This is a genomic window from Streptomyces rhizoryzae (assembly GCF_023155275.1).
In the GTDB taxonomy this organism is placed as follows: domain Bacteria; phylum Actinomycetota; class Actinomycetes; order Streptomycetales; family Streptomycetaceae; genus Streptomyces; species Streptomyces rhizoryzae.
Genome location: NZ_JALMUV010000060.1, coordinates 1 through 18,401, shown reverse-complemented (window position 1 = coordinate 18,401; position 18,401 = coordinate 1). Strand labels below are relative to the sequence as shown.

At 70.3% G+C, this 18,401-nt stretch carries 14 protein-coding genes; 2 read left to right on the top strand and 12 right to left on the bottom strand.

Going from position 1 to position 18,401, the window contains the following annotated elements:
* Positions 1-88: 88 nt before the first annotated feature.
* The 9 genes from MUU72_RS31845 to MUU72_RS31805 form a co-directional block, all read right to left on the bottom strand.
* The gene (locus tag MUU72_RS31845; protein WP_248016921.1) at positions 89-1,357 is read right to left on the bottom strand and encodes an ATP-grasp domain-containing protein; all 1,269 of its coding nucleotides are present in this window, start codon (positions 1,355-1,357) and stop codon (positions 89-91) included.
* Positions 1,358-1,422: 65 nt separating this feature from the next.
* On the bottom strand, positions 1,423-3,255 hold the full coding sequence (locus MUU72_RS31840; RefSeq protein ID WP_248016920.1) for an AfsR/SARP family transcriptional regulator: 1,833 nt from the start codon (positions 3,253-3,255) through the stop codon (positions 1,423-1,425).
* A 112-nt stretch (positions 3,256-3,367) separates the two neighbouring features.
* Positions 3,368-4,393: an isopenicillin N synthase family dioxygenase gene (locus MUU72_RS31835; RefSeq protein WP_248016919.1), complete on the bottom strand. Its 1,026-nt coding sequence runs from the start codon at positions 4,391-4,393 to the stop codon at positions 3,368-3,370.
* A complete protein-coding gene (locus MUU72_RS31830) occupies positions 4,390-5,079 on the bottom strand; it encodes a 7-cyano-7-deazaguanine synthase (RefSeq protein ID WP_248016918.1) in 690 nt (229 codons plus the stop codon). Before MUU72_RS31830 ends, MUU72_RS31835 begins: the two co-directional genes overlap by 4 nt.
* A 99-nt stretch (positions 5,080-5,178) precedes the next feature.
* Positions 5,179-6,159 (bottom strand): aspartyl/asparaginyl beta-hydroxylase domain-containing protein, encoded by a 981-nt coding sequence (locus MUU72_RS31825; RefSeq protein ID WP_248016917.1) that lies wholly within the window; start codon positions 6,157-6,159, stop codon positions 5,179-5,181.
* A 160-nt stretch (positions 6,160-6,319) separates the two neighbouring features.
* Positions 6,320-6,910 carry a GTP cyclohydrolase I gene (gene folE / locus MUU72_RS31820; RefSeq protein ID WP_308403905.1) on the bottom strand — a complete coding sequence of 197 codons (591 nt, stop codon included), beginning with the start codon at positions 6,908-6,910 and terminating at the stop codon, positions 6,320-6,322.
* A 37-nt stretch (positions 6,911-6,947) separates the two neighbouring features.
* Positions 6,948-7,310 carry a 6-pyruvoyl trahydropterin synthase family protein gene (locus tag MUU72_RS31815; protein ID WP_248016916.1) on the bottom strand — a complete coding sequence of 121 codons (363 nt, stop codon included), beginning with the start codon at positions 7,308-7,310 and terminating at the stop codon, positions 6,948-6,950.
* Between the two features lie 37 nt (positions 7,311-7,347).
* Positions 7,348-8,061, bottom strand: coding sequence for a 7-carboxy-7-deazaguanine synthase QueE (locus MUU72_RS31810; RefSeq protein ID WP_248016915.1), 714 nt, complete (start codon positions 8,059-8,061; stop codon positions 7,348-7,350).
* 13 nt (positions 8,062-8,074) lie between these two features.
* Entirely contained in the window at positions 8,075-8,857 is a 783-nt protein-coding gene (locus MUU72_RS31805) for a class I SAM-dependent methyltransferase (RefSeq protein ID WP_248016914.1), read from the bottom strand.
* A 433-nt stretch (positions 8,858-9,290) separates the two neighbouring features.
* On the opposite strand from MUU72_RS31805, the gene MUU72_RS31800 reads away from it, so the two are divergent.
* Positions 9,291-9,437 carry a hypothetical protein gene (locus MUU72_RS31800; protein WP_248016913.1) on the top strand — a complete coding sequence of 49 codons (147 nt, stop codon included), beginning with the start codon at positions 9,291-9,293 and terminating at the stop codon, positions 9,435-9,437.
* A 22-nt stretch (positions 9,438-9,459) separates the two neighbouring features.
* Here the strand turns inward: MUU72_RS31800 and MUU72_RS31795 are convergent, their stop codons facing one another.
* Together MUU72_RS31795 and MUU72_RS31790 are read right to left on the bottom strand one after the other, a co-directional pair.
* Positions 9,460-12,375, bottom strand: a complete 2,916-nt coding sequence (locus tag MUU72_RS31795) for an AfsR/SARP family transcriptional regulator (protein ID WP_282505123.1) — start codon at positions 12,373-12,375, stop codon at positions 9,460-9,462.
* Between the two features lie 573 nt (positions 12,376-12,948).
* Entirely contained in the window at positions 12,949-13,698 is a 750-nt protein-coding gene (locus tag MUU72_RS31790) for a helix-turn-helix domain-containing protein (protein WP_248016911.1), read from the bottom strand.
* 482 nt (positions 13,699-14,180) lie between these two features.
* On the opposite strand from MUU72_RS31790, the gene MUU72_RS31785 reads away from it, so the two are divergent.
* The gene (locus MUU72_RS31785) at positions 14,181-16,973 is read left to right on the top strand and encodes an AAA family ATPase (RefSeq protein WP_248016910.1); all 2,793 of its coding nucleotides are present in this window, start codon (positions 14,181-14,183) and stop codon (positions 16,971-16,973) included.
* 186 nt (positions 16,974-17,159) lie between these two features.
* Here the strand turns inward: MUU72_RS31785 and MUU72_RS31780 are convergent.
* Positions 17,160-18,401 (bottom strand): Ig-like domain repeat protein (locus tag MUU72_RS31780; protein WP_248016909.1); only part of this gene is annotated, 1,242 nt, incomplete at its 5' end.

Here is an 18,401-nt window from a genome sequence, read left to right as displayed (position 1 = left end):
CTCGGGTGCGATGGATGGTCCGGTCACGACCGCTGACGACGGTCGCCGCGGGCAGGTCGCCGGAGGCGTGGTGTGTCGTGGCGGGTGCTCACTCCTGCTCCTCGTACTCGACGTGCAGGGTCCGGGCGAGGTGGTCGAGGTACGCCTGGGCTTCCGCGTCCGACGCGTGGTGGGAGAGCACGACCGCCGGGTTTCCGGACCAGTCCGGGTAGGGACGCAGCACTGCGCCGGGGCCCGCGGTCTGCACCACGTAGTCCACCTGCGGGTCGGTACGCACCGCGTCCAGGCCGCGGATCCGCTTGACCCGTCCGCCGCTGCCGATCGGCACCAGGTACGCCGCCGCGTGGCCGGCCGGTGCCGGCTCCGCACGCCAGCAGAGCGGCTCCCGGCCGAGGTGGATGCGCAGCGCCTCGGCGGCCAGGTCGATCCCGCTGCTGACGTGGGCGAGGTGGTGCATGTTGCCCCCGCCGCCGAGGCGCGCGGTCATCTCCAGCAGCACCGGCCGCACGCCGCCGACCAGCCGCAGTTCGGTGTGCGTGGTGCCTTCCGTGACGCCGAAGGCGTGGTGGGCACCGATCACCTCCGCCTCGATCGCGGCGAGTATCTCGGCCGGCAGTCGGGCGGGGGCCCGCAACGTGGTCTCCTCGAAGTAGGGCCCCGTCAGCTGTCCCTTCCAGCTGACGGCACAGACCCGTACCTGCCCGCGGTACACGAGGGATTCGGCGGAGATCTCCGGCCCGTCCAGGTACTCCTCGACCAGCACACCAGGGTCCGGGTCCGGTCCGAGGGCGGCGCCCAGGTGGGTCTCGACGAGCTTCCAGGTGCGGGCCACGGCCTGCTCCAGGCCGTCCCTGTCGTCCGCACGGATCACACCGAAACTGGAGTGGCCGTTCGCCGGTTTGACCACGACGGGGAACCGCAGGGTCAGCGCGTCGGCCCAGCTCACCGGATCCTTGACGACCACGAAGCCGGGCACGCCCAGACCCGCTTCCAGCAGGCGTTGGCGCATGCTGCGCTTGTCACGCACCACGGCCGCCGCCTCCTCGGTCAGCCCGGGGAGGCCCAGTTCCCGAGCGGCGCGTGCCACGAACGGGATGACCCTTTCGTTGCCCGACATGATGCCGTCGAAGGGCTCGTGCCGGTAGCGGTCGGCGAGCGCGGACAACGCACCGTCCGGGTCTCCGTCGATGTCCAGCGGCAGCAGTTCGACCACCGCGTTGGCCCGCCCGGCGGACTCCGCCGAGTCGTCCCCCCGGGGAATGAGGATCAGGTCGATGCCGGCCCGCTCGGCGGCATCGAACACCCAGGGGAACACGGACAACTGACCGGCGAGGACAAGTTTCGGGCGCTGCGGCATGACGGTTCTCCAAGAATCGGCTGCGGTGGAGGGGTTCGGGCAAGGTGGTACGGGAGCGGTGACCGTCAGGCGGAGCACATGACCGGCGCGCTGCTCGGTCGCGCCGCGAACGGGCGTATCCCGGGCTCCCATGTGTAGGAGAACCGGCCGTTCACGCACGGGTGCTGCACGCGCAGGAGGTAGCTCTCCGCGAGCTCCTCCAGCAGATCCTCGGCCTGCTGGTCACTGATCCCCAGGGCCGCCGCGACAAGCGCCGGCGTGAGCCGGTCGGGGACGCCGGGAGACAACAGCGCGTACGCCAGGGGCCGCGACTCGGCGGGCAGCGTCGCGAGCGTCCGGTCGAATCCGGCCCGCACGCCCAGCGGATCGCTGTCGGCGCCTTTGGACGCGAGGACCCAGGCAGTGGCCTGCCGGGCCGTCCAGTGCGGGCGGCGGCGCAACTGCGAGGCGACCGCGAAGAGCGCGCCAGGCAGCCCTTGGCACAACCGGGCCAGCCCTCGCAGCCCCTCCGGGTCCATGGTGATCCGGTGTCTGGGCACGGAGGATGCCAGCAGGTGCAGACAGTCGTCGAAGGGCAGTCCGGCCAGTTCGACGTGGACCGCCGACGAGGACACGAACAGCCGCCGGCGGCTGCCGATCACGACGCCGCAGCCGGCGCCGGAGGGCAGCAGCGGGGTCAGGTCCCGTACGTCGCACACGTCGTCGAGCACCACCAGGACGCGCAGCTCGGCGGTCCAGGTACGGAACAGCAGGCTCAGGTCGGTGGTGCCCAGTCGCAACTGCTGCTCCGTCGCGCCGAGTCCGCGCAGGAACGAGCGCAGGATCTCGGCGGGCCGCACCCGGCGGCCGGCGCCGTCGCGGAGACGCGCGTAGAGCCGTCCGTCCGGGTAGTGACCGCTCACCTGATGCGCGGCGTGCAGGCACAGCTCGCTCTTGCCCGTGCCGGGGGCGCCCCCCACGATCACGAGCGGCCGGTCCTGGCGCGCCCGGCCGGCCAGCACCGCGGTGAGGCGCGCCAGCTGGCCGGCGCGTCCGGTCAGCCGCTCGCGCGGGGCGGGCAGGTGGCAGGGCGCCCGGGTGGCGGCGGTCACGGCCGTGAGCCGCCCGGCGGGACGCAGCAGCGTCTCGTCCGACGTGAGCACGGCCGTGTGCAGGGCCTGGAGCTGGGGCGAAGGGTCGAGACCCAGCTCGGTGGCGATCCGCTCGCGTGCGCGCTGGTAGACCTGGAGCGCTTCCGCCCGCCGATCCATGCGGTAGAGAGCCGTCATCAGATTGCCCTGGGCCCGCTCGTCCGTCGGTTCCCGCCCGGCCATCGAGGTGAGTTCGCCGAGCACCTCGTGGTGCCGGCCGAGGTGCAGATCGGACTCGATCCGCAGGTGGAGTGCGCTGCTACGCAACTCCTTCAGGCGGACCGCCTCGGCCTTCAGCGTGGGCCCCTTGCGCACGTCCACCAGGGCATCGTCCCGCCACAGCCGCAGCGCGGCGGCGGCCGTGTCACGGGCCCGGGCGAAGTCCTCGGCGCGGAACTCCGCCCGGGCACGGTCGAGCAACGGCTCGCACCGGAAGACGTCCACGTGGTCGGCGGGCAGCGACAGCTGGTAGCCGCCGTCGACCGTGCCGAGCAGCGGCCCGGCCGCCCGTACCGCGCCGCCGCTCCTGGGGTTGCCGAGCGAGAACCGCTTCCTGAGCTGGTACACATACGTCTGGAGCGCGGTGTGCGCGCTGGCCGGCGGGTTGTCGTTCCACAGCTCGTCCATGAGTTGCTCGAAGGGCACCACCCGGCCCGCGTTCAGCACGAGCGTTGCCAGTGTCTGGCGTACTTTCTGGGCGGCCGGCGCCATGTCGACGCGGTGATCGTCCCCGTAGGCCTGGAGCGGCCCGAGAAGGTTGATTCTCATGAAATTCGCCCTGTCTCATGTTCGTTCGGTCACCGTCGGACCGGCCGGCGACGCCACCGCCGGGCCCGACCACTCGGACCGGGCGGTGAGGATGTGCTCGGCCGCCGGGGTGTCAGGAACTCCTGGACCCGGCTGCCGCGGCCAGGGTCGGGTGGTGTCGGGCAACGATGTCGGGGAAGGAGCGGATCAGCCCTTTCATGACGTTGTCGCCGTAGAGGGCGAACAACGGGTTGTCGGCGACGTCGATGACTCCGCCGGCGCCCTCGACATAGGGGCTGGGCAGTGGCTGCATCGTGGCGTCCAGCCGAGGGTTGTAGAAGAAGGGAATGGAGTAGCGGTTGACGCCCGGGGCGGGCCGGACCACCCGGTGGAGGGTGGCACGCACATAGCCCCTCGTCGCCACCTCCAGCAGCTCTCCCAAGTTGACCACGAACGCCCCCGGGACCACCGGCACGTCGGCGAACTGACCGTCCTCGACCGCGACTTGCAGGCCGCCGTTGCCGTCCTGGACGAGCAGGGTGAGCAGCCCGAGGTCGTTGTGGATGCCGGTGCCCTGGCCGGAGCCGGTGTTCTCGCTCGCCTCCGCGGGGCCGGGGTAGTGCAGGAGTTTGAGGTGGATCTGTGGATCCGGATCGACCACGTCGTCCAGGAAGTCGGCGGGGGCGTCCAGCGACTCGAGCATCAGCCGTAGCAGCCGATGGGAGAGATCGGTCAGCCGGGTGATCCACGACTCGATGGCCGGGCGCAGCTCGGGCATCGCCTCGGGCCACTCGTTCGGGCCGATCAGGCACCGGTAGGCGGGGTCGCCGGGCGCGGGCGTCGTCGCGGGCTGCTCCGGCCCGATGTCCAGCTGCCGGCGCTGGTCGGGGATGCCCTTGGTGTGTTCGCGGCCGAGTTCGGAGTAGCCGCGGAACAGCGGCGAATCGAGGATGTTCAGCGCGAGCCGATCGGCCTCGGGCAGGTCGAAGAACCGGCGGGACAGTTCGAGCATGTCCTCGGCGTCCTCGATGCCGTGGCCGACGAGCTGGAAGAAGCCGATCTCGTGGATGGCCCGGCGCAACCGGGTCAGGAACTCTGCCCGGGCTTCTCGTGAACCGGCGGCGTCACGGAGGTCGAGCACGGGAAAGCGGTCGGTCATGGCAGCTCCTTCGCCTCGCTGGTCTGGTAGTGCGTCGGGTCGGTCACGCCGGCGTCCCGGAACGCTTCCTGCCGCTCCCGGCAGGCGGCGCACCGTCCGCACTGCACCGCATCGCCGCGGAAGCAGCTCCAGGTCTCGGTCCAGGGGACACCGAGTTCCTCACCGAGCGACACCACGTCGCTCTTGCGCAGCCTGACCAGCGGCGCTGTCAGGGTCAGGTCGGGGTGTGCGTATCCGCGGGTCGCGATCCGCTCCATGGCGAGGAAGGAATCGATGAACGCGGCATTGCTGTCGGGCGCGGCCTGGAGGTCGTCGACCACCCCGACGGCCACCGCTTCCGCCTTCTCGGCGACGGCGACCGCGAAGGCGACGGACAGCAGGAGGGCATTGCGGTTGGGTACGACGTTCGGGCTTCCGCCGGACGACCCACCCTGGTGATCCGGCACGTCGACGGCCGGGTCGGTGAGCGAGGAGCCGCTCAGGAGCTTGCCGACGGGGCTGAGATCGACGATGTCGTGCGGCACCCCGAGTGATCGAGCCGCCTTCGCGGCGAACTCGTGCTCGACGAGATGACGCTGGCCGTAGTTCACGGACAGCAGGTGGAGTGTGTGTCCTTGCGCCTGGAGGTGGTAGGCCATGGTGACCGAGTCCAGGCCGCCGGACACGATTGCGACAGTTTTCGGCATGCGTCGCCTTCCGGCAGACAGAGAGGGGTGGAGGATCAGTGCTGGAGGATCAGGGCCGCGGTGTGCGCACCGGAACGGCGGCGGACGTGCGGGCGTCTGTCACGGTGCCGGCGTGGCCGGGACGAGCAGCCGGGTCGATCGGTGGCCCTTGCGGTAGGCCAGTTCGACTTCGGGCCGCGGGCCGTCCAGCCTCGTGGTGACGGTTCGCTCCTCGCTCCATCCGACCAAGCGGTACTCGTTTCCACCGAGGGCCACGAGCGGGAAGAGGTGGTCCTGGGGAGAGCGAATGGCCAGGTCCGTGCCGGTGTCGACGATGCTGAAGGTGGCCTGCGGCTGCGGGCCGGTGAGCGACCCGAACACCTCTATCTCCAGCAGGTGCGCCGGCGCGTCGAACGAACACCGTGCGGCTTGCCGCTCCTGGCCGGTCGTGGCCACGGCCGGACGGTTGTAGAGCACCTCCGGGCCGTTGAAGTAGTCGGCCCAGTCAGCCGGGAAGAGCCGTGCGAGCTCCGGTGTGACGAGCACGTCCACGACGAGATGCACCCGGTGCTGGGTACCGAGGTTCTGGATCTGGTGCTTGCGGCTGAAGTCGCCGAACCAGAACTCACCGGGCTGCCAGCGGTACACCCCTCCGTCAAGGTCCAGCGTGGCTTCCTCGTGGGTGAGGACCGGGATGTGCAGCCGGGCCATGCCCCAGTCCGGGGCGAACTTGGGATCGCAATGGCGGTATCCGACGACGCCGGGCCCCAGATCCATGAATCGGACTGCGTAGAGGGGTCCGGGGATCGAGCGCAGGACCTCCTGCACGTACGGCATGTGGCCCAGCCACTCGGTGTCGGCGAACTCCGCGCTGCCGGGGCCGCCCGGGTCGGTACGTGCCTTGTCGCCACCGGGGCTGCGCACCGGGAGGCAGCGCCAGTCCTGTTCGGCCCACCTGGACACTCGCCCGTTCACGTGCGAGCTCTGCTCATCCCACAGGTGGTCGCGCGCCGTCATGAGGTCGGCCACCAGCCGGTCGGCGTCCAGCGCGGGGAGCAGCCGAGCCGCTTCCGCAGGCGTCGAAGAATCGTTTTCGTTCATCGTTGTCCTTTCCTGTCGAGCGGACCGGATTCGCGTGTGTGCCGTCGGCCGCGATCGACCGGTCGGCCCGCGCAGCGGTCCGGAGAGTGCGCTCGCGAGCAGCGTCACGCCCGTCCCGAGCGCCGCGCCGGACGCCGCACTTGCGGAGTCGGACGACTCGTCACGCCCGGAGCAGGTCGAAGAGCTCGCCCCGGAGTCCGGGGTCCGTGCTGAACTCCCCGCGATATGCGGTCGAGGTCATCTGCGCGGCAGCCTTGATACCCCGCATCGACATGCAGAGGTGCTCGCCCTTCGCTATGACCGCGACGTCCGGGGTGCCGCTCAGGGTGCTGATCTCGAGTGCGATCTGATCCACGAGGCGTTCCTGGACTTGCAGCTTGTGCGCGTACTGATGGGCGACCCTGGCGAACTTCGACAGGCCGAGCAGTTGCCCCGTCGGGCGGTACGCGATCGTCACGGAGCAGTTGAACGGCAGGAGGTGGTGCTCGCACAGCGACCAGACCTGGATGTCCGAGACGACTACGAGCTGGCTCGTGCCGATGGACTCGAAAAGCGTGCCCAGCGAACCCGGGTCGTAGTTGATGAACTCTCGCCACCAGCGGGCGAACCGCGCCGGCGTGTCGCGCAGTCCGTCCCGGCTCGGGTCCTCGCCGATCTCCACCAACAGTTGGCGGGCGATCTCGACCAGGGGGTCCTCGGCCGTCCTCGACGCCGACGGGTCACCATCGAGGTCCATTTTTGTCATCGACATGTGGTCACCTTTCGTCCGGGCTGCGGAGTTACCGGCCTCACGGCCGGTACTCGGCCCAGGTCTTGGGAGTCTCTGAGATACGCACGCAGGTCAGCTCGGGAAACTTCATCGACCATGTCCGGTAGAGCCAGGCCGCCATGTTCTCGGCCGTCGGATTCTCGTCCATCACATCGTTGAGATGACGATGATCAAGGTGCTCGTCCAGCCAGGTCTTGAATGCGGACAACTCTCCGTAGTCGCGGACGAAGCCCACGGGCAACAGGTCCGCATCATCGGCTCCAAGCTCCAACTCGATCACATAGTTGTGCCCGTGCATTCGGGCACACTGGTGCTCAGGAGCAAGGCCGGCAAGCCGATGACTGGCCGAGAATTCAAATTTCTTGGTGATGCGAAATGCCATCGATCCGAGTTCCCTTCTGCTTTGCGCGCGCCGTTGCTCACACGGCGCGTTTGTCGTCCCACACCAAGGTGTGCAGTCTGGTCGTGAGGTTCCAGCCGCGCCGCACCACCGCGTCGGCCAACTCGCTCATGTGCTTGGTGACATCGTCGGCGCTGCGCCCGATCGGCATGATCCACACCGAGGGCAGGTCGAAGGCGGCGACCAGCTGGGCCACTTCGTCGAGATCGCGGGTGTTCTGGCAGACGAACTTGAACGTACTTCCCGGCAGCGCCGAAAGGCTGGCGAGGGCGGCAGGGACGATCCTGCGCCGGAGACTGTCGCCCGAGTGCGACAGCTTCGGCGAGACGTTGAACCTGACGCCGGCGGCGACGAGTTCGGGGTGCGCGGCGTGCGTTCCGTTGGTCTCGATCTCGATCTCTTTGCCGCGTCCGGTCAGCGCTGCCACCAGTGGAATCAGTCGCTCTTGCTGACCCAGGGGCTCACCGCCGGATATCACGATCAGCTCGGTGTCGAAAGCGAGCAATTCCGCGACGACCTCTTCCACCGGGCGGCGGTGCAGCTCCTTGCGCGGATCGTGGGCGACCCCGCTCTCACCGGCTCCGGTCCAGTCCCACGTGTAGGGCGTATCACACCACGAGCACGACAGGTTGCACCCGCCGAGTCGCAGGAACGCGCACCTGCGTCCGAGGGACCGCCCCTCGCCCTGGACGGTCGGACCGAAGATTTCGTTGACTACGAGATCCTGCTCCATGGCGCACCGTTTCCTATGAGTGGGACGGCTCGACGGCCGCGGGCTTCTGCGCCTGCACTATGAACCAGTGCCGACTCAGCCGGATGCCTTGATCGACGGTCACCGCGGCGACATATCGATCGAATGCCTCCTTGTCCGCCGCAGAATCGTAGGTATCGATGATCGGCACTTGATGCAGAAAGGTGTCCAGATCGCCCGCCGAGTGGTAGAACTCCTCGAACCGGAACGCCTGGTTTCTGGTCACCACGAAACCGGCGTCGGACAGTTCTTGAGCAATCTCCTCCGACAAAGGCCGGCCGTTCCAGCTGTCGAAGTTCTGGCCGCGGCCGAATGTCTCCTTCAGCTCTCGCGCGTCCTGCTCCCCGATCCCCATGTACACCACGGCCCCGCCGGGGCGCAGCACCCGCTCGAACTCACGGGGGATCAGCGGGCCGCGGCGGGAAGTGACCACATCGGCGTACCCGTCGGGCAGCCCCGTGTGGGCGGCATCGCACAGCTCGAACGTGACGTGCGGCAGACCTGCCTCCGCTCGATACCGCGCGGCGCATTCCAGCATCGACGGCGACAGATCCATCCCGGTCACGGCGCCGTACGCACGGGAGATGCGCAGCAGACTACGCCCGTCGGCGCAGCCGACATCCAGCAGTCGGGCGTCCGGCGCTCCCAGTGCGATCGCCAGTTCGTCGAAGACGTCGTCCGGGCGGCCGTCGGCGAACACGTCGGTGCTCCGCGCATCGCTTCGGTAGCCGCCGAACCGCTCGGCCACCCGGGAGTAGAACTCCGCGTCCATCGTCATCGGCCGTGCACCCTCCCCTGAACGACGGTCGAGGAGAGGCCCTGGTGTGCAGGCACCGGCTCCTTCCTCTTCCGTGGGAACTCCCGGTCAAGGCCCACCGCTGCTGTCGCGGGGGTCGTTGCGCTGCGCTGCGATTCGGTTTCCGGGACGCCGCACGCGGCGGGCGTCACCGCGTCCCGGGTCAATACGGTCATGCGGACCACTCCTTGAGGGCCGTCCCCTGAAGGGGCGCCGAGGTCGGCAGGGCCCAATCTCCGGTGTCGCCCTATCGGCCCGGCATCACGGCGCATCCACGGCGGCACGGGGCCGGAGTAAGGCGGTGATAGCGCGGGCATGCAGCCGCGATGGGCGCCTGGTGCACGCTGGTATCAGCAACACCCGGACGGATTGCGAAACGGGTTGCGAAACGGATTGCGAAGGGAGGAGAACGGAGATGGCCATCAAGAAGTTGCCGGCTGCCGCGGGGGACGTCGTCGCGCCGGTCCTCGGCGCTGCGGGGAATCGGCACGGCGTGGAGCAGGGCCCGGTCGCCGTGCTGCCGGCCGGTGAACCACCCACCGACAACACGCCGTGGTCGTGACGGGCCTGCATGCCTCCTGGTGTCAGCCGACCGGCGTCATCGTCCTGCCCAGGGTGGCAACGATGTCAGCCCGTACGGCGGCGGCCCCGCTGTGGTCCAGGATCCGCTCCCGAATCCTGGCCGATCGCGAGTAGTACTCGACGGCCTGTTCCACGCGACGCAGATGGGCATTGACCCGGCCGAGGTCGTGCAGCACATACCCCTCTCCGACCAGGTCGCCGCTCGCCCCGACCATGGCGAGGACCTCGAGCAGGGTCCGTTCCGCCGCCTCGTACCGCTGCTGGTACATCAGCATGTGGCCCAGCCGCCGCAGTGCGAGGGCTTGGCCCCGGTCGAAGCCGGCGGACCGGCAGATCCCGAGAGCCTCGTCGAGGTACGAACGGGTTCGCGTGAAGTCCGCTCGCCGCATCGTGATGTGCGCCATCTCGACAAGCACGTATGCCCGGCCGATGACGTCCTGCGCCCGCACGGAGTTGCGCTCGGCGCTCTCGTAGAGGGCCATCGCCCGATCGTCGTCACCGTGGTGCCGCTCGATGCGTGCCAGGTCACGCAGGCACAGCGCTTGGCCACTCGGCTCCCCGATCCGCTCGAAGATCTCCAGAGCGGTGCTGAGGTAGGGGCCTGCTGCCTCATGCTCGCCCCGGTACAGGTGCAGGGTCCCCAACGAGCCGAGGACCGCCGCCCGGCCCCGTTCGTTGCCGGCCTCCTGTACGGCGGACAGCGCCACCTGATGTGTGCGCTCCCAGAGTTCGGGATAGCCACGGGCCTCGAAGAGCGTCACCAGAGTCGTGGCCAGCTCCCAGCACAGCTCGTCCAGCCCGGACCGGGCCGCCAGCTCGACCGCGTTCAAGAGGTTGGTCTGCTCGCTCTCCAGCCACCCGAGCGGGTCGCGGAGGCACCGCTGGACCTGGTCCTCCGGCGGATGCCACCGTTCGCCCCGGCCCACCACGAGGGTGTATGCACCGCCGTAGATCTCTTTGTGCGCCCGCTCGGCGAGCGCCATCCAGCCACCGACCATGCGCCGCACCGCTCCGGCGCGTTCTTTCTCGGGAATCTCCGCGGGCAGCCGTTCGTGCGCGATCATCCGTACGATCTGCGACAGTCCGCATCGGAACTCCCCGCTCCGGTCCATCGCGGTGATGTCGAGGAGCCGGCTGTCGATGAGCGGTTCCAGCAGGTCAGCGGGGTGCGGCGTGCGGTCGTCGATAAGGGCGGCACCCAGCCAGCTCGGGATCTCCGTCCCCTCGGCCAGGCTGAGCAGGCACAACAGGCGACGGTCGGCCGCCGCCAGGCCGTCATAGCTGAGCGAAAGACTCGCCCGGATCGACAGCTCGCCGTGTGCCAGCTCGTCCAACCGGCGGTGCTCGTCCTCGAGCCGCTGACACATGGAGGTCAGTGACCGGTGCGGGCGCGCGGCCAGGCGCGCGCCGATGATACGCAGCGCGAGGGGCAGCCCGCCCACCAAGCGTATGACGACCCCCGCCGCCTCCCGCTCGCTCTCCACACGGTGCTCGCCGATGATCCGTCCCAGGAGCTGGATGGCCTGTTCCGGGCTCAGCGGCTCCAAGTTGAACCGGCGGGTGCCCGGCAGCGCCGTGAGCTGGCCGCGGCTGGTGACCAGCACGCCGCTGCTGCCGGTTCCGGGCAGCAGCGCCATCACCTGCGACTCGCTCACCGCGTCGTCCAGCAACACCAGGATCCGGCGACCGGCCAGCAGACTGCGGTACATCTCCGCGCGCTCGTCGAGCGCATCGGGTATGGCCTGGCCCGGTACGCCCAGCGCCCGGAGGAACCGCCCCAGCGCCTGGGCGGGGCCGACCGGTTGTCCGCCCGGCCCTCGGAGGTCGCAGTAGAGCTGTCCGTCCGGGAAGTACTCCGTCGCGAGTCGGTGCGCCACGTGCCTGGCCAACGTGCTTTTGCCGACACCAGGTCTGCCGAGCACCAGGACCACGTTCAGTTGCCCCTTCTCCTGCCCCCCGGTGACGGCGTCGCAGACCGCTGAGACGATCGTGTCGTCGGCTACGAAGTCACCGATGTCGGCGGGAAGTTGTCTGGGGGTGACGACCGGGTCGGGATCGGCACTGCGCTCTTGCACCCCCTCGGTCAGCGGCGTCGCCGCGAGAGAACGGGGGTCGGCCGGTTCGGCCAGTGCCAGGTCAGCGTCGCCGGTCAGGATTGCCTGCGCCAGGTCGCGTAGTTCCCTTCCCGGGTCCAGGCCCAGTTCTTCGGTGAGCATCGCCCGGCCCTGGTGGTAGACGTCCAGCGCCTCCGCCTGCCGGCCCGAACGGTACAACGCCACCATGAGGTGTCCCCGCAGCCGCTCACGCAGCGGATGGTCGGCGACAAGCTGCATCAGCTCGCCGACCAGGTGCTCGTGACGGCCCAGCTCCAGCAGCAGCCGCATGCAGGTCTCCACCGCTTCCAGGCGGCTCTCGTCCCACTGCGCCGCCGTACCGGCCAGGACCTCGCTGGGTACACCGGCCAGGCACCGCCCCCGCCACAGCCCAATCGCCGAGCGCAGCGTGTCCACCGCAGGCATCTTCAGACCGTCACGGGCCAGCGCATGCGCCTCCGCCACCAGCCGGCGGAAGGTGCCGATGTCGGTCGCGTCCTCCGGCGCCCTCAGGAGGTAGCCGTAGGCGCGGGTCTCGATGGTGGCGTCCACTCCCCCGTCCGCAAGTGCCTTGCGGAGCCGGGAGATGCAGATCTGCACCTGGGCGCGTGCGGTCTTCGGCGGGTGGTGAGCCCAGATGACGTCCACCAGACGGGTCGTCTCCACCACCCGGTTCAGTTCGAGCACCAGCGCTCCGAGGACGATCTCTTGACGCCCCGGTGCCACGGGTACGGCTCCCAGCTCGCCGCACACCTCGAGCGGCCCGAGCACCCGGAAAGGAGCTGCCGCTATGTCACTGCCGTCGTAAGCTGACGATACTGCCATGCATAACCTGCTTCTGTGCTATGAGCCAGGCGATGTGTCCGGCTTGCAAAGGTGAACGGAACTCATACCGACCTGGCTGCTCAGCCGTAACCGTTGGCTGCGTCACCATGCACCGCCAAGACACCGGCAGTCGCCGACCGTCGCCCGGTGACGGCCATGAGCCCGCACGGCAGCGGGAGCCGGGCCGGTACGGCCGGGGCCGCGCCCGGCGGGTGTTCAGCCGCCTTCGACGTGCAGTCCCACGGGTGCCCACCCGCCGTTGCGTTCCGGGACGGGGAGGACTCTGCCGGCCTGGTGTCGTTCATCGAGACTGCTCCGATCAGCGGTGTTCCGGTTACGGGGGACGGGAGAACGGGGGCGGTGTGCGCGGCCGGGTCAGACCGTGGTGGTGGTGTACTGCGCCGCTGACCTGGAACGGGCGCTCCGGTGCGGTGCGTGCCGGGTACGGCCGTTGACGTGCCGTCTTACGACCAGGTCGGGGGTCAGCGGAGGGTCAGCGGAGGGCCAACGGTGCTCCACGACCCGCAGGGCCCGAAAGCACCCCAGGAGACGAGCCGGCGGCACTCGGGCTTCTCACCGCGACGGCCGGGCCCAGGCGCTCCTTCCCCCTGCTCGGGAGAAGTGGTGGCGGTACGGGCCCGGTGTGACGCCCAGGGTCCGCTGGAAGCGGCGGCGCAGGGTCTCGGCGAAGCCGAAACCGAAGCCGCGGGGCCGGGCGTTCGCGTCGATGGTGGTGTCCGTCGTCTCCGGCAGAGCCCGGTCGGCCTCGGTGCGGGCGGTCTCCACGGAGGCGGCCGGGGTGAGTCCGGTCCCGGCGCGGAGGACCCGGGTGACGTCGCGTTCGCTCGTACCGGCCCGTTCGGCGCGCACGCGGACCGTCAGGTCGTCAGTGAGGTGGGCGGTGGCCCATGCCTGAACGTCCCGCAGCGGCTTCCGCACGGGCCGCTGCGCGGCGGGCTGGGTGCTGAACCGCGCTCGGCCGTGCGGGCGTTGGACGGACGCCACCAGCAGCCCGGTCCGCGCGAGCAGGAACGCACCCGTACCCACGGAAGCGACCCGCCGGGCCCGGCCTGCCGCCTCCCGATCGCCCGGCCCACCGACGACCACCGGCGTGTCCAGCGGCCCCGCACACTGCCGGACGCCACTGGCGGCCGCGAGGTCGATTCCGTGACAGGCCCGCACCGCTCCGGCCCGGCCCGCGACGATCTCCGCCACGGGCGGGGTGCCAGGTTTCGCTTCCGGTGGGTCCAGCCGGGAGGCGCCGAGGGGACCCAGCAGTGCGGTGGCGTGCAGCGCCTCACCGGAAAGCAGGACGGCCAACATGGCGGAGATGAGTCGGTGTTCGTCCTCGGGATGCTCGGTCCACGCCGTCACGAGGGACGACAGACGTAACCAGCACCTCGAATGACCTCGTTTCACCCATGGGAGACGCATCGCCACGGGAATCCGAGCCGGCGGCACGGCGGTGCCGTCTGCCGTACCGGCGTGTGGCATCCGGATTGAGTTGAGCACCCTGCCTCCTCTCCACGACCCCGCCACTTCTGTGAGGCCAGAGGCGTACGGAGGCTGTTTACCTTCATGTGACGCCCGTGACCAGCGCAATCGTGGAGCACCACAACACGGACCACGAGATCGGGCGGCCGGAACCACGACAGTGGGAACGTGACGGCAAATGCGACATCCCGGTTCCGTCACACTGGTGCGCGGTCAGGGTGGTGCTTCTCACGGTGCGGATCACGCCACCGTTGTACGGCGCACTGCGTCCTCGTCCGTGAGGACGCTCACGTCCACACGAGGAGGTAGGGATGTCCCGACCGGCATGTGCACTACGGGAAGCGGCACGGCTGCTGGTCACCGCGACCGAGCGCGCTCATGCGGGCACCGGTCGTCTGATCCTGCTGCGCGGTGCCACCGGCACGGGCCGCACCACGGTCCTGGAGGACGCCGCCGAGGACGCCGCCGCCCGGGGTATGCAGGTACTGCGCGCTCGCTGCTCCGCCGGCGACTCGGCGATTCCCTTCGCCGCGGTCCGTCAACTCTTCTGCTCCGTACCCGATTCAGCCGATCGGGCCTGGGACGGGGATGAACGGGCGACCGGGACCGGGCTGCGGCGGGTACTGCGTTCCCACGCCGAGCAGTCGCCGCTGCTGATCACCGTGGACGATGTGCACCTGGCCGACCCGGCGTCCCGCCGCTGGCTGGTGGAGTCCGCCCGGCTCATGGACCGGCTGCCGATCGTCCTGGCGGCCACCGAGCGCAGCCAGTACGACGTCGACCCGCCCGCACAGGGCCTCGCCCACAGCCTCTCCCCCGCCCTGGTCACCACCCACACCCTGGCCCCGCTGTCCGACGCCTCGGCTGCCACAGCGATCCGTTCGGCCTTCCCGGACGCCGACGACTCCTGGATCGAGGACTGCGTACGGGCCAGCGCGGGCAACCCCCTGCTGCTGCGCGCCCTGCTGGACGACCTCTCCGACGGCAGTCACCCGGTCGTGCCGGACACCTCGGCCGCGCTGTACCCGGGAGCGTTCTCGGCGGCCGTGCAGTGGTGGCTGGACTGCGCCGGGCCGGGGACCGCGGAGGTGGCGCGGACGCTGGCGGTCCTGGACGAGGGCTGGGACCACGGACCCGCCTCCGGCACGGGGTTCCCCGTCCTCCACATCCCCTCACTCCTCGCCGAACTCTCCGGCGCCGACCCGGCCCGGGTCGCGGGCTGGATCACCGCGATGACCGGCCTCGGACTGCTGCGCCCCGACGGCATGGGCCGCCCCCGCTACGCCCATCCGCTGCTGCGGGACGAGATGCTCACCGGCGTGCCCGCGGCCCGGCGGCGCGCCGCGCACCGGACGACCGCCGAGGCGATGCTGCACCGAGGTGTCTCCTACGAGCTCGTCGCCCGTCAGCTGCTGCTCACCGACGTGGTGGACGCGCCCTGGGCACTGCCGGTGCTTCAGGACGCCGCTTCACTGGCGTTGCGTGAGGGGCGCATCGAGGACGCGCTGGCCTTCCTGCGCCGCGCTCTGGACGAACCCCTCTCCGATGAGAGCAGACAACGCCTGCTGACCGAACTGGGGTCACTGGAGTACGCGGTGCCCGGCTCCTCGGCCGCGATCCTGAGGCTCACCGAGGCGCTCCGGCTGCCGGGACCGCCGCAGGAACGGGTGCGCGCCGCGGTCGCCCTGGGGACAGCGCTGACCGCCCGTGGCAGGACCAGCGCGGGGGTCGAGGTGCTGCGCTCACTGTACGACGCGCTCGCCGACCGTCCCGACCTGGTGCGCATCCTGCGGCAGGCGTTCTTGCAACTGTCCGACAACGACCAGCTGGTGCGGCAGGAGGCGTACAAGCGGCTGGCCGAGGTGGCCGAGCGCTCGCCGGAGTCGATCAGCACGGCCGGTCACGCCTACCTGGTGAAATACACGGTCACGGCAGGTCTGAGCTCGGCGACGGAGGCGATGCTGCGCCTGCGCGGTCTGCTGGCGGAACCGGCCGACCCGCTGTCCGAGCCGTACCTGCTGGGGACGGCCGCCGCGGTCGCTCAGTGGGCCGACGAACTCGACGAGGCCGAACGGCTGGTGGAGCGCGGTCTGGCCGGGCAGCGCCCCGACTTCCTGCATCCCATGCACGGGTCGCTGATCAACACCCGTTTGGACATCATCGCGGCGCGGGCCGATTACCCGCGCCTGCTGGCCGAGCCGCTGCCCGCCGCTGCGACCCCGACCAACGCCCATGCCCATGCGCTGACGGCTCTCGTCGAGACGGGCCGCACCGCCGAGGCCGAACGCCTGGCCGGCGCCTTCGACTTACGGATGGCGCCGGATTCCTGGGAGCTGAACCGGTTCCTGTACGCGCGCGGGGTGCTGCGCGCCGCCAACGGTGACCTGGCGGGAGCCCTGCACGACTTCCTGGAGTGCGGGCGCCGCCAGTCGGCCCGGGAGGTGTTCAGCCCGGTCGTCACCCCGTGGCGCACGGCGGCCGCCGAGTGCCATCTGGCCCTGGGCGTCCCACGGGAGGCGCTCGCCCTGGCCGAGGAGGAACTGCGCCTGGCCCGGGTGTGGAACACGCCCCGCACGGTGGGCCGGGCACTGCGTGTCCTGGGCACGGCGACCGGCGGGCGCCGCGGTCTGGAGCTGACTCAGGAGGCGGTGCGGCTGCTGCGTAGCGGCCCGGCAGGACCGGAGATCGTGGCGGCGCGGCTGGCCCTGGGCCGTCAATTGACCGCGTCGGGCGAGTCGTCCCGCGCCCGCGGCATCCTTCGGGAGGCGGCCGGGCTCGCCGAACGCCTGGGCGCGGTACGGCTGCGGGACCTGGCGGAGGAGGCGCTGCGGGCGGGCGGCGCGCGCCGTCCGGCGACGCGGACCGGTGCCGCCTCGCTCACCGACAGCGAGCGCCGGATCGCCGAACTGGCCGCGGGGGGACGTACCAATGCGGAGATCGCGGAGCTGTTGCATCTGGCCCGCCGTACCGTGGAGACCCATCTGACCCACAGCTACCGCAAGTTGGGCATCCATCGACGCAGCGCCCTGAGCGCGGCCCTGACGGGAGGCGACGCGGCATCGCGGCTCCCTGGCCAGCGGTCGGGACGCGAGGGCCGGGCATGACACCACCAGACGAAGAACGGGCGGTGCCGTGGCCCTGGGGCTGGGGCTGGGGACGGGTCGGCGGCGCCGCACGCGGTGAGCGTTCAGCACCGGGGGTGCTGTCTCGTGCCGCCCCTCCAGCACCGTGGTCTGTTGGATCACCGTCGCAGCAGACCAGGTGATCTGGGGTTTTCGGAGCCGATGAGCTCAGCCCGGGAGGGGGATGAACAGCAGGATGCCGTGGGCGGTGGCGGCGGTGTAGCAGGCATTGCCGGGGAAGGTGGCGGCGTAGAAGGGGGTGGCGACGGCGAAGACGGGGACGACGGCGTTGTGGAGGGTGGCGGTGCCGTTGGCGTCGGTGACGGCGGTGCCGAGGTTGACCGGGCCGAAGAGCGTCGTGGCGGTGAAGGTCACCGGCTGACCGGCCACCGGCATCCCCGAGGTGGTTGTCAGGGTGGCGCTGAGGGTGGGGATGAAGAACTCGGGCAGCGGGGTCAGCCGGAGCCGGATGATGCCTGGCTGCGCGGTCAGCGTTGTGGGGTTGGGGTTCACGGTGACGGGGGTGCTGGCGGAGGAGCCGGTGAAGCAGCTGTCACCGCTGTAGGTGGCGGTGAGCGTGCCGGTGGTCAGGGCGGTGGTGGTGGAGCAGGCCAGTCCCGAGGCGTTGACGGGGACCACCTGGGTCTGGCCGTTGGGGAGGGTGAAGGTGACCGTCCCGGTCGGCACCGAGGTGGTGCCTGTCGTCGGGGTGATGGTGGCGCACACGGTCACGCTCTGCCCGCACGTGGAGGGGTCCGGCGTCACCGTCAGCGTCGGCGTCGTGGGGTTGAGGGCCACGGTGACGGGGGTGGGGTTGCCGTTCACGGTCGCGGTGAACGTACCAGTGGTGTAGGTGTGGGTGGTCTGCCCGCTCCCGGTGGCGTCCAGGGCGACGGTGACCGTGGGGCCGGCGTCCCCGAAGTTCACCACCGCTGTCCCGTTCGGAGTGCCCCCGGAAATGGTGAACGTCACCGGCTGCCCGCACACCGGCGACGCCGGCGAGGTCGTCACCGTCAACGGCGAAATCTCCGTCACATTGGCCGAGTTGGCGTTGGTGACGTAGACGTTGCTGTTCTGCGCCGCCGCCACGGAGAACGGGAACGCACCGACCGGGACGGTGGCCACGACCGTGTTGGTGGCGCTGCTGATCACCGTCACGTTGTTGGAATTGCTGTTGCCGATGTAGACGTTGCCGGTCGGCGCCACCGCCACCCCGAACGGGCCCGCCCCGGTGGGGACGGTGGCCAGGACGGTGTTCGTGGCGCTGTCGATCACCGTCACGTTGTGGGAGACGGTGTTGGTGACGTAGACGTTGCCGTTGGGCGCGATCGCGATCACCCCCGGGACCGTGCCGGCGGGGACGGTGGCCAGGACCGTGTTCGTGGCGCTGTCGATCACCGTCACGTTGTT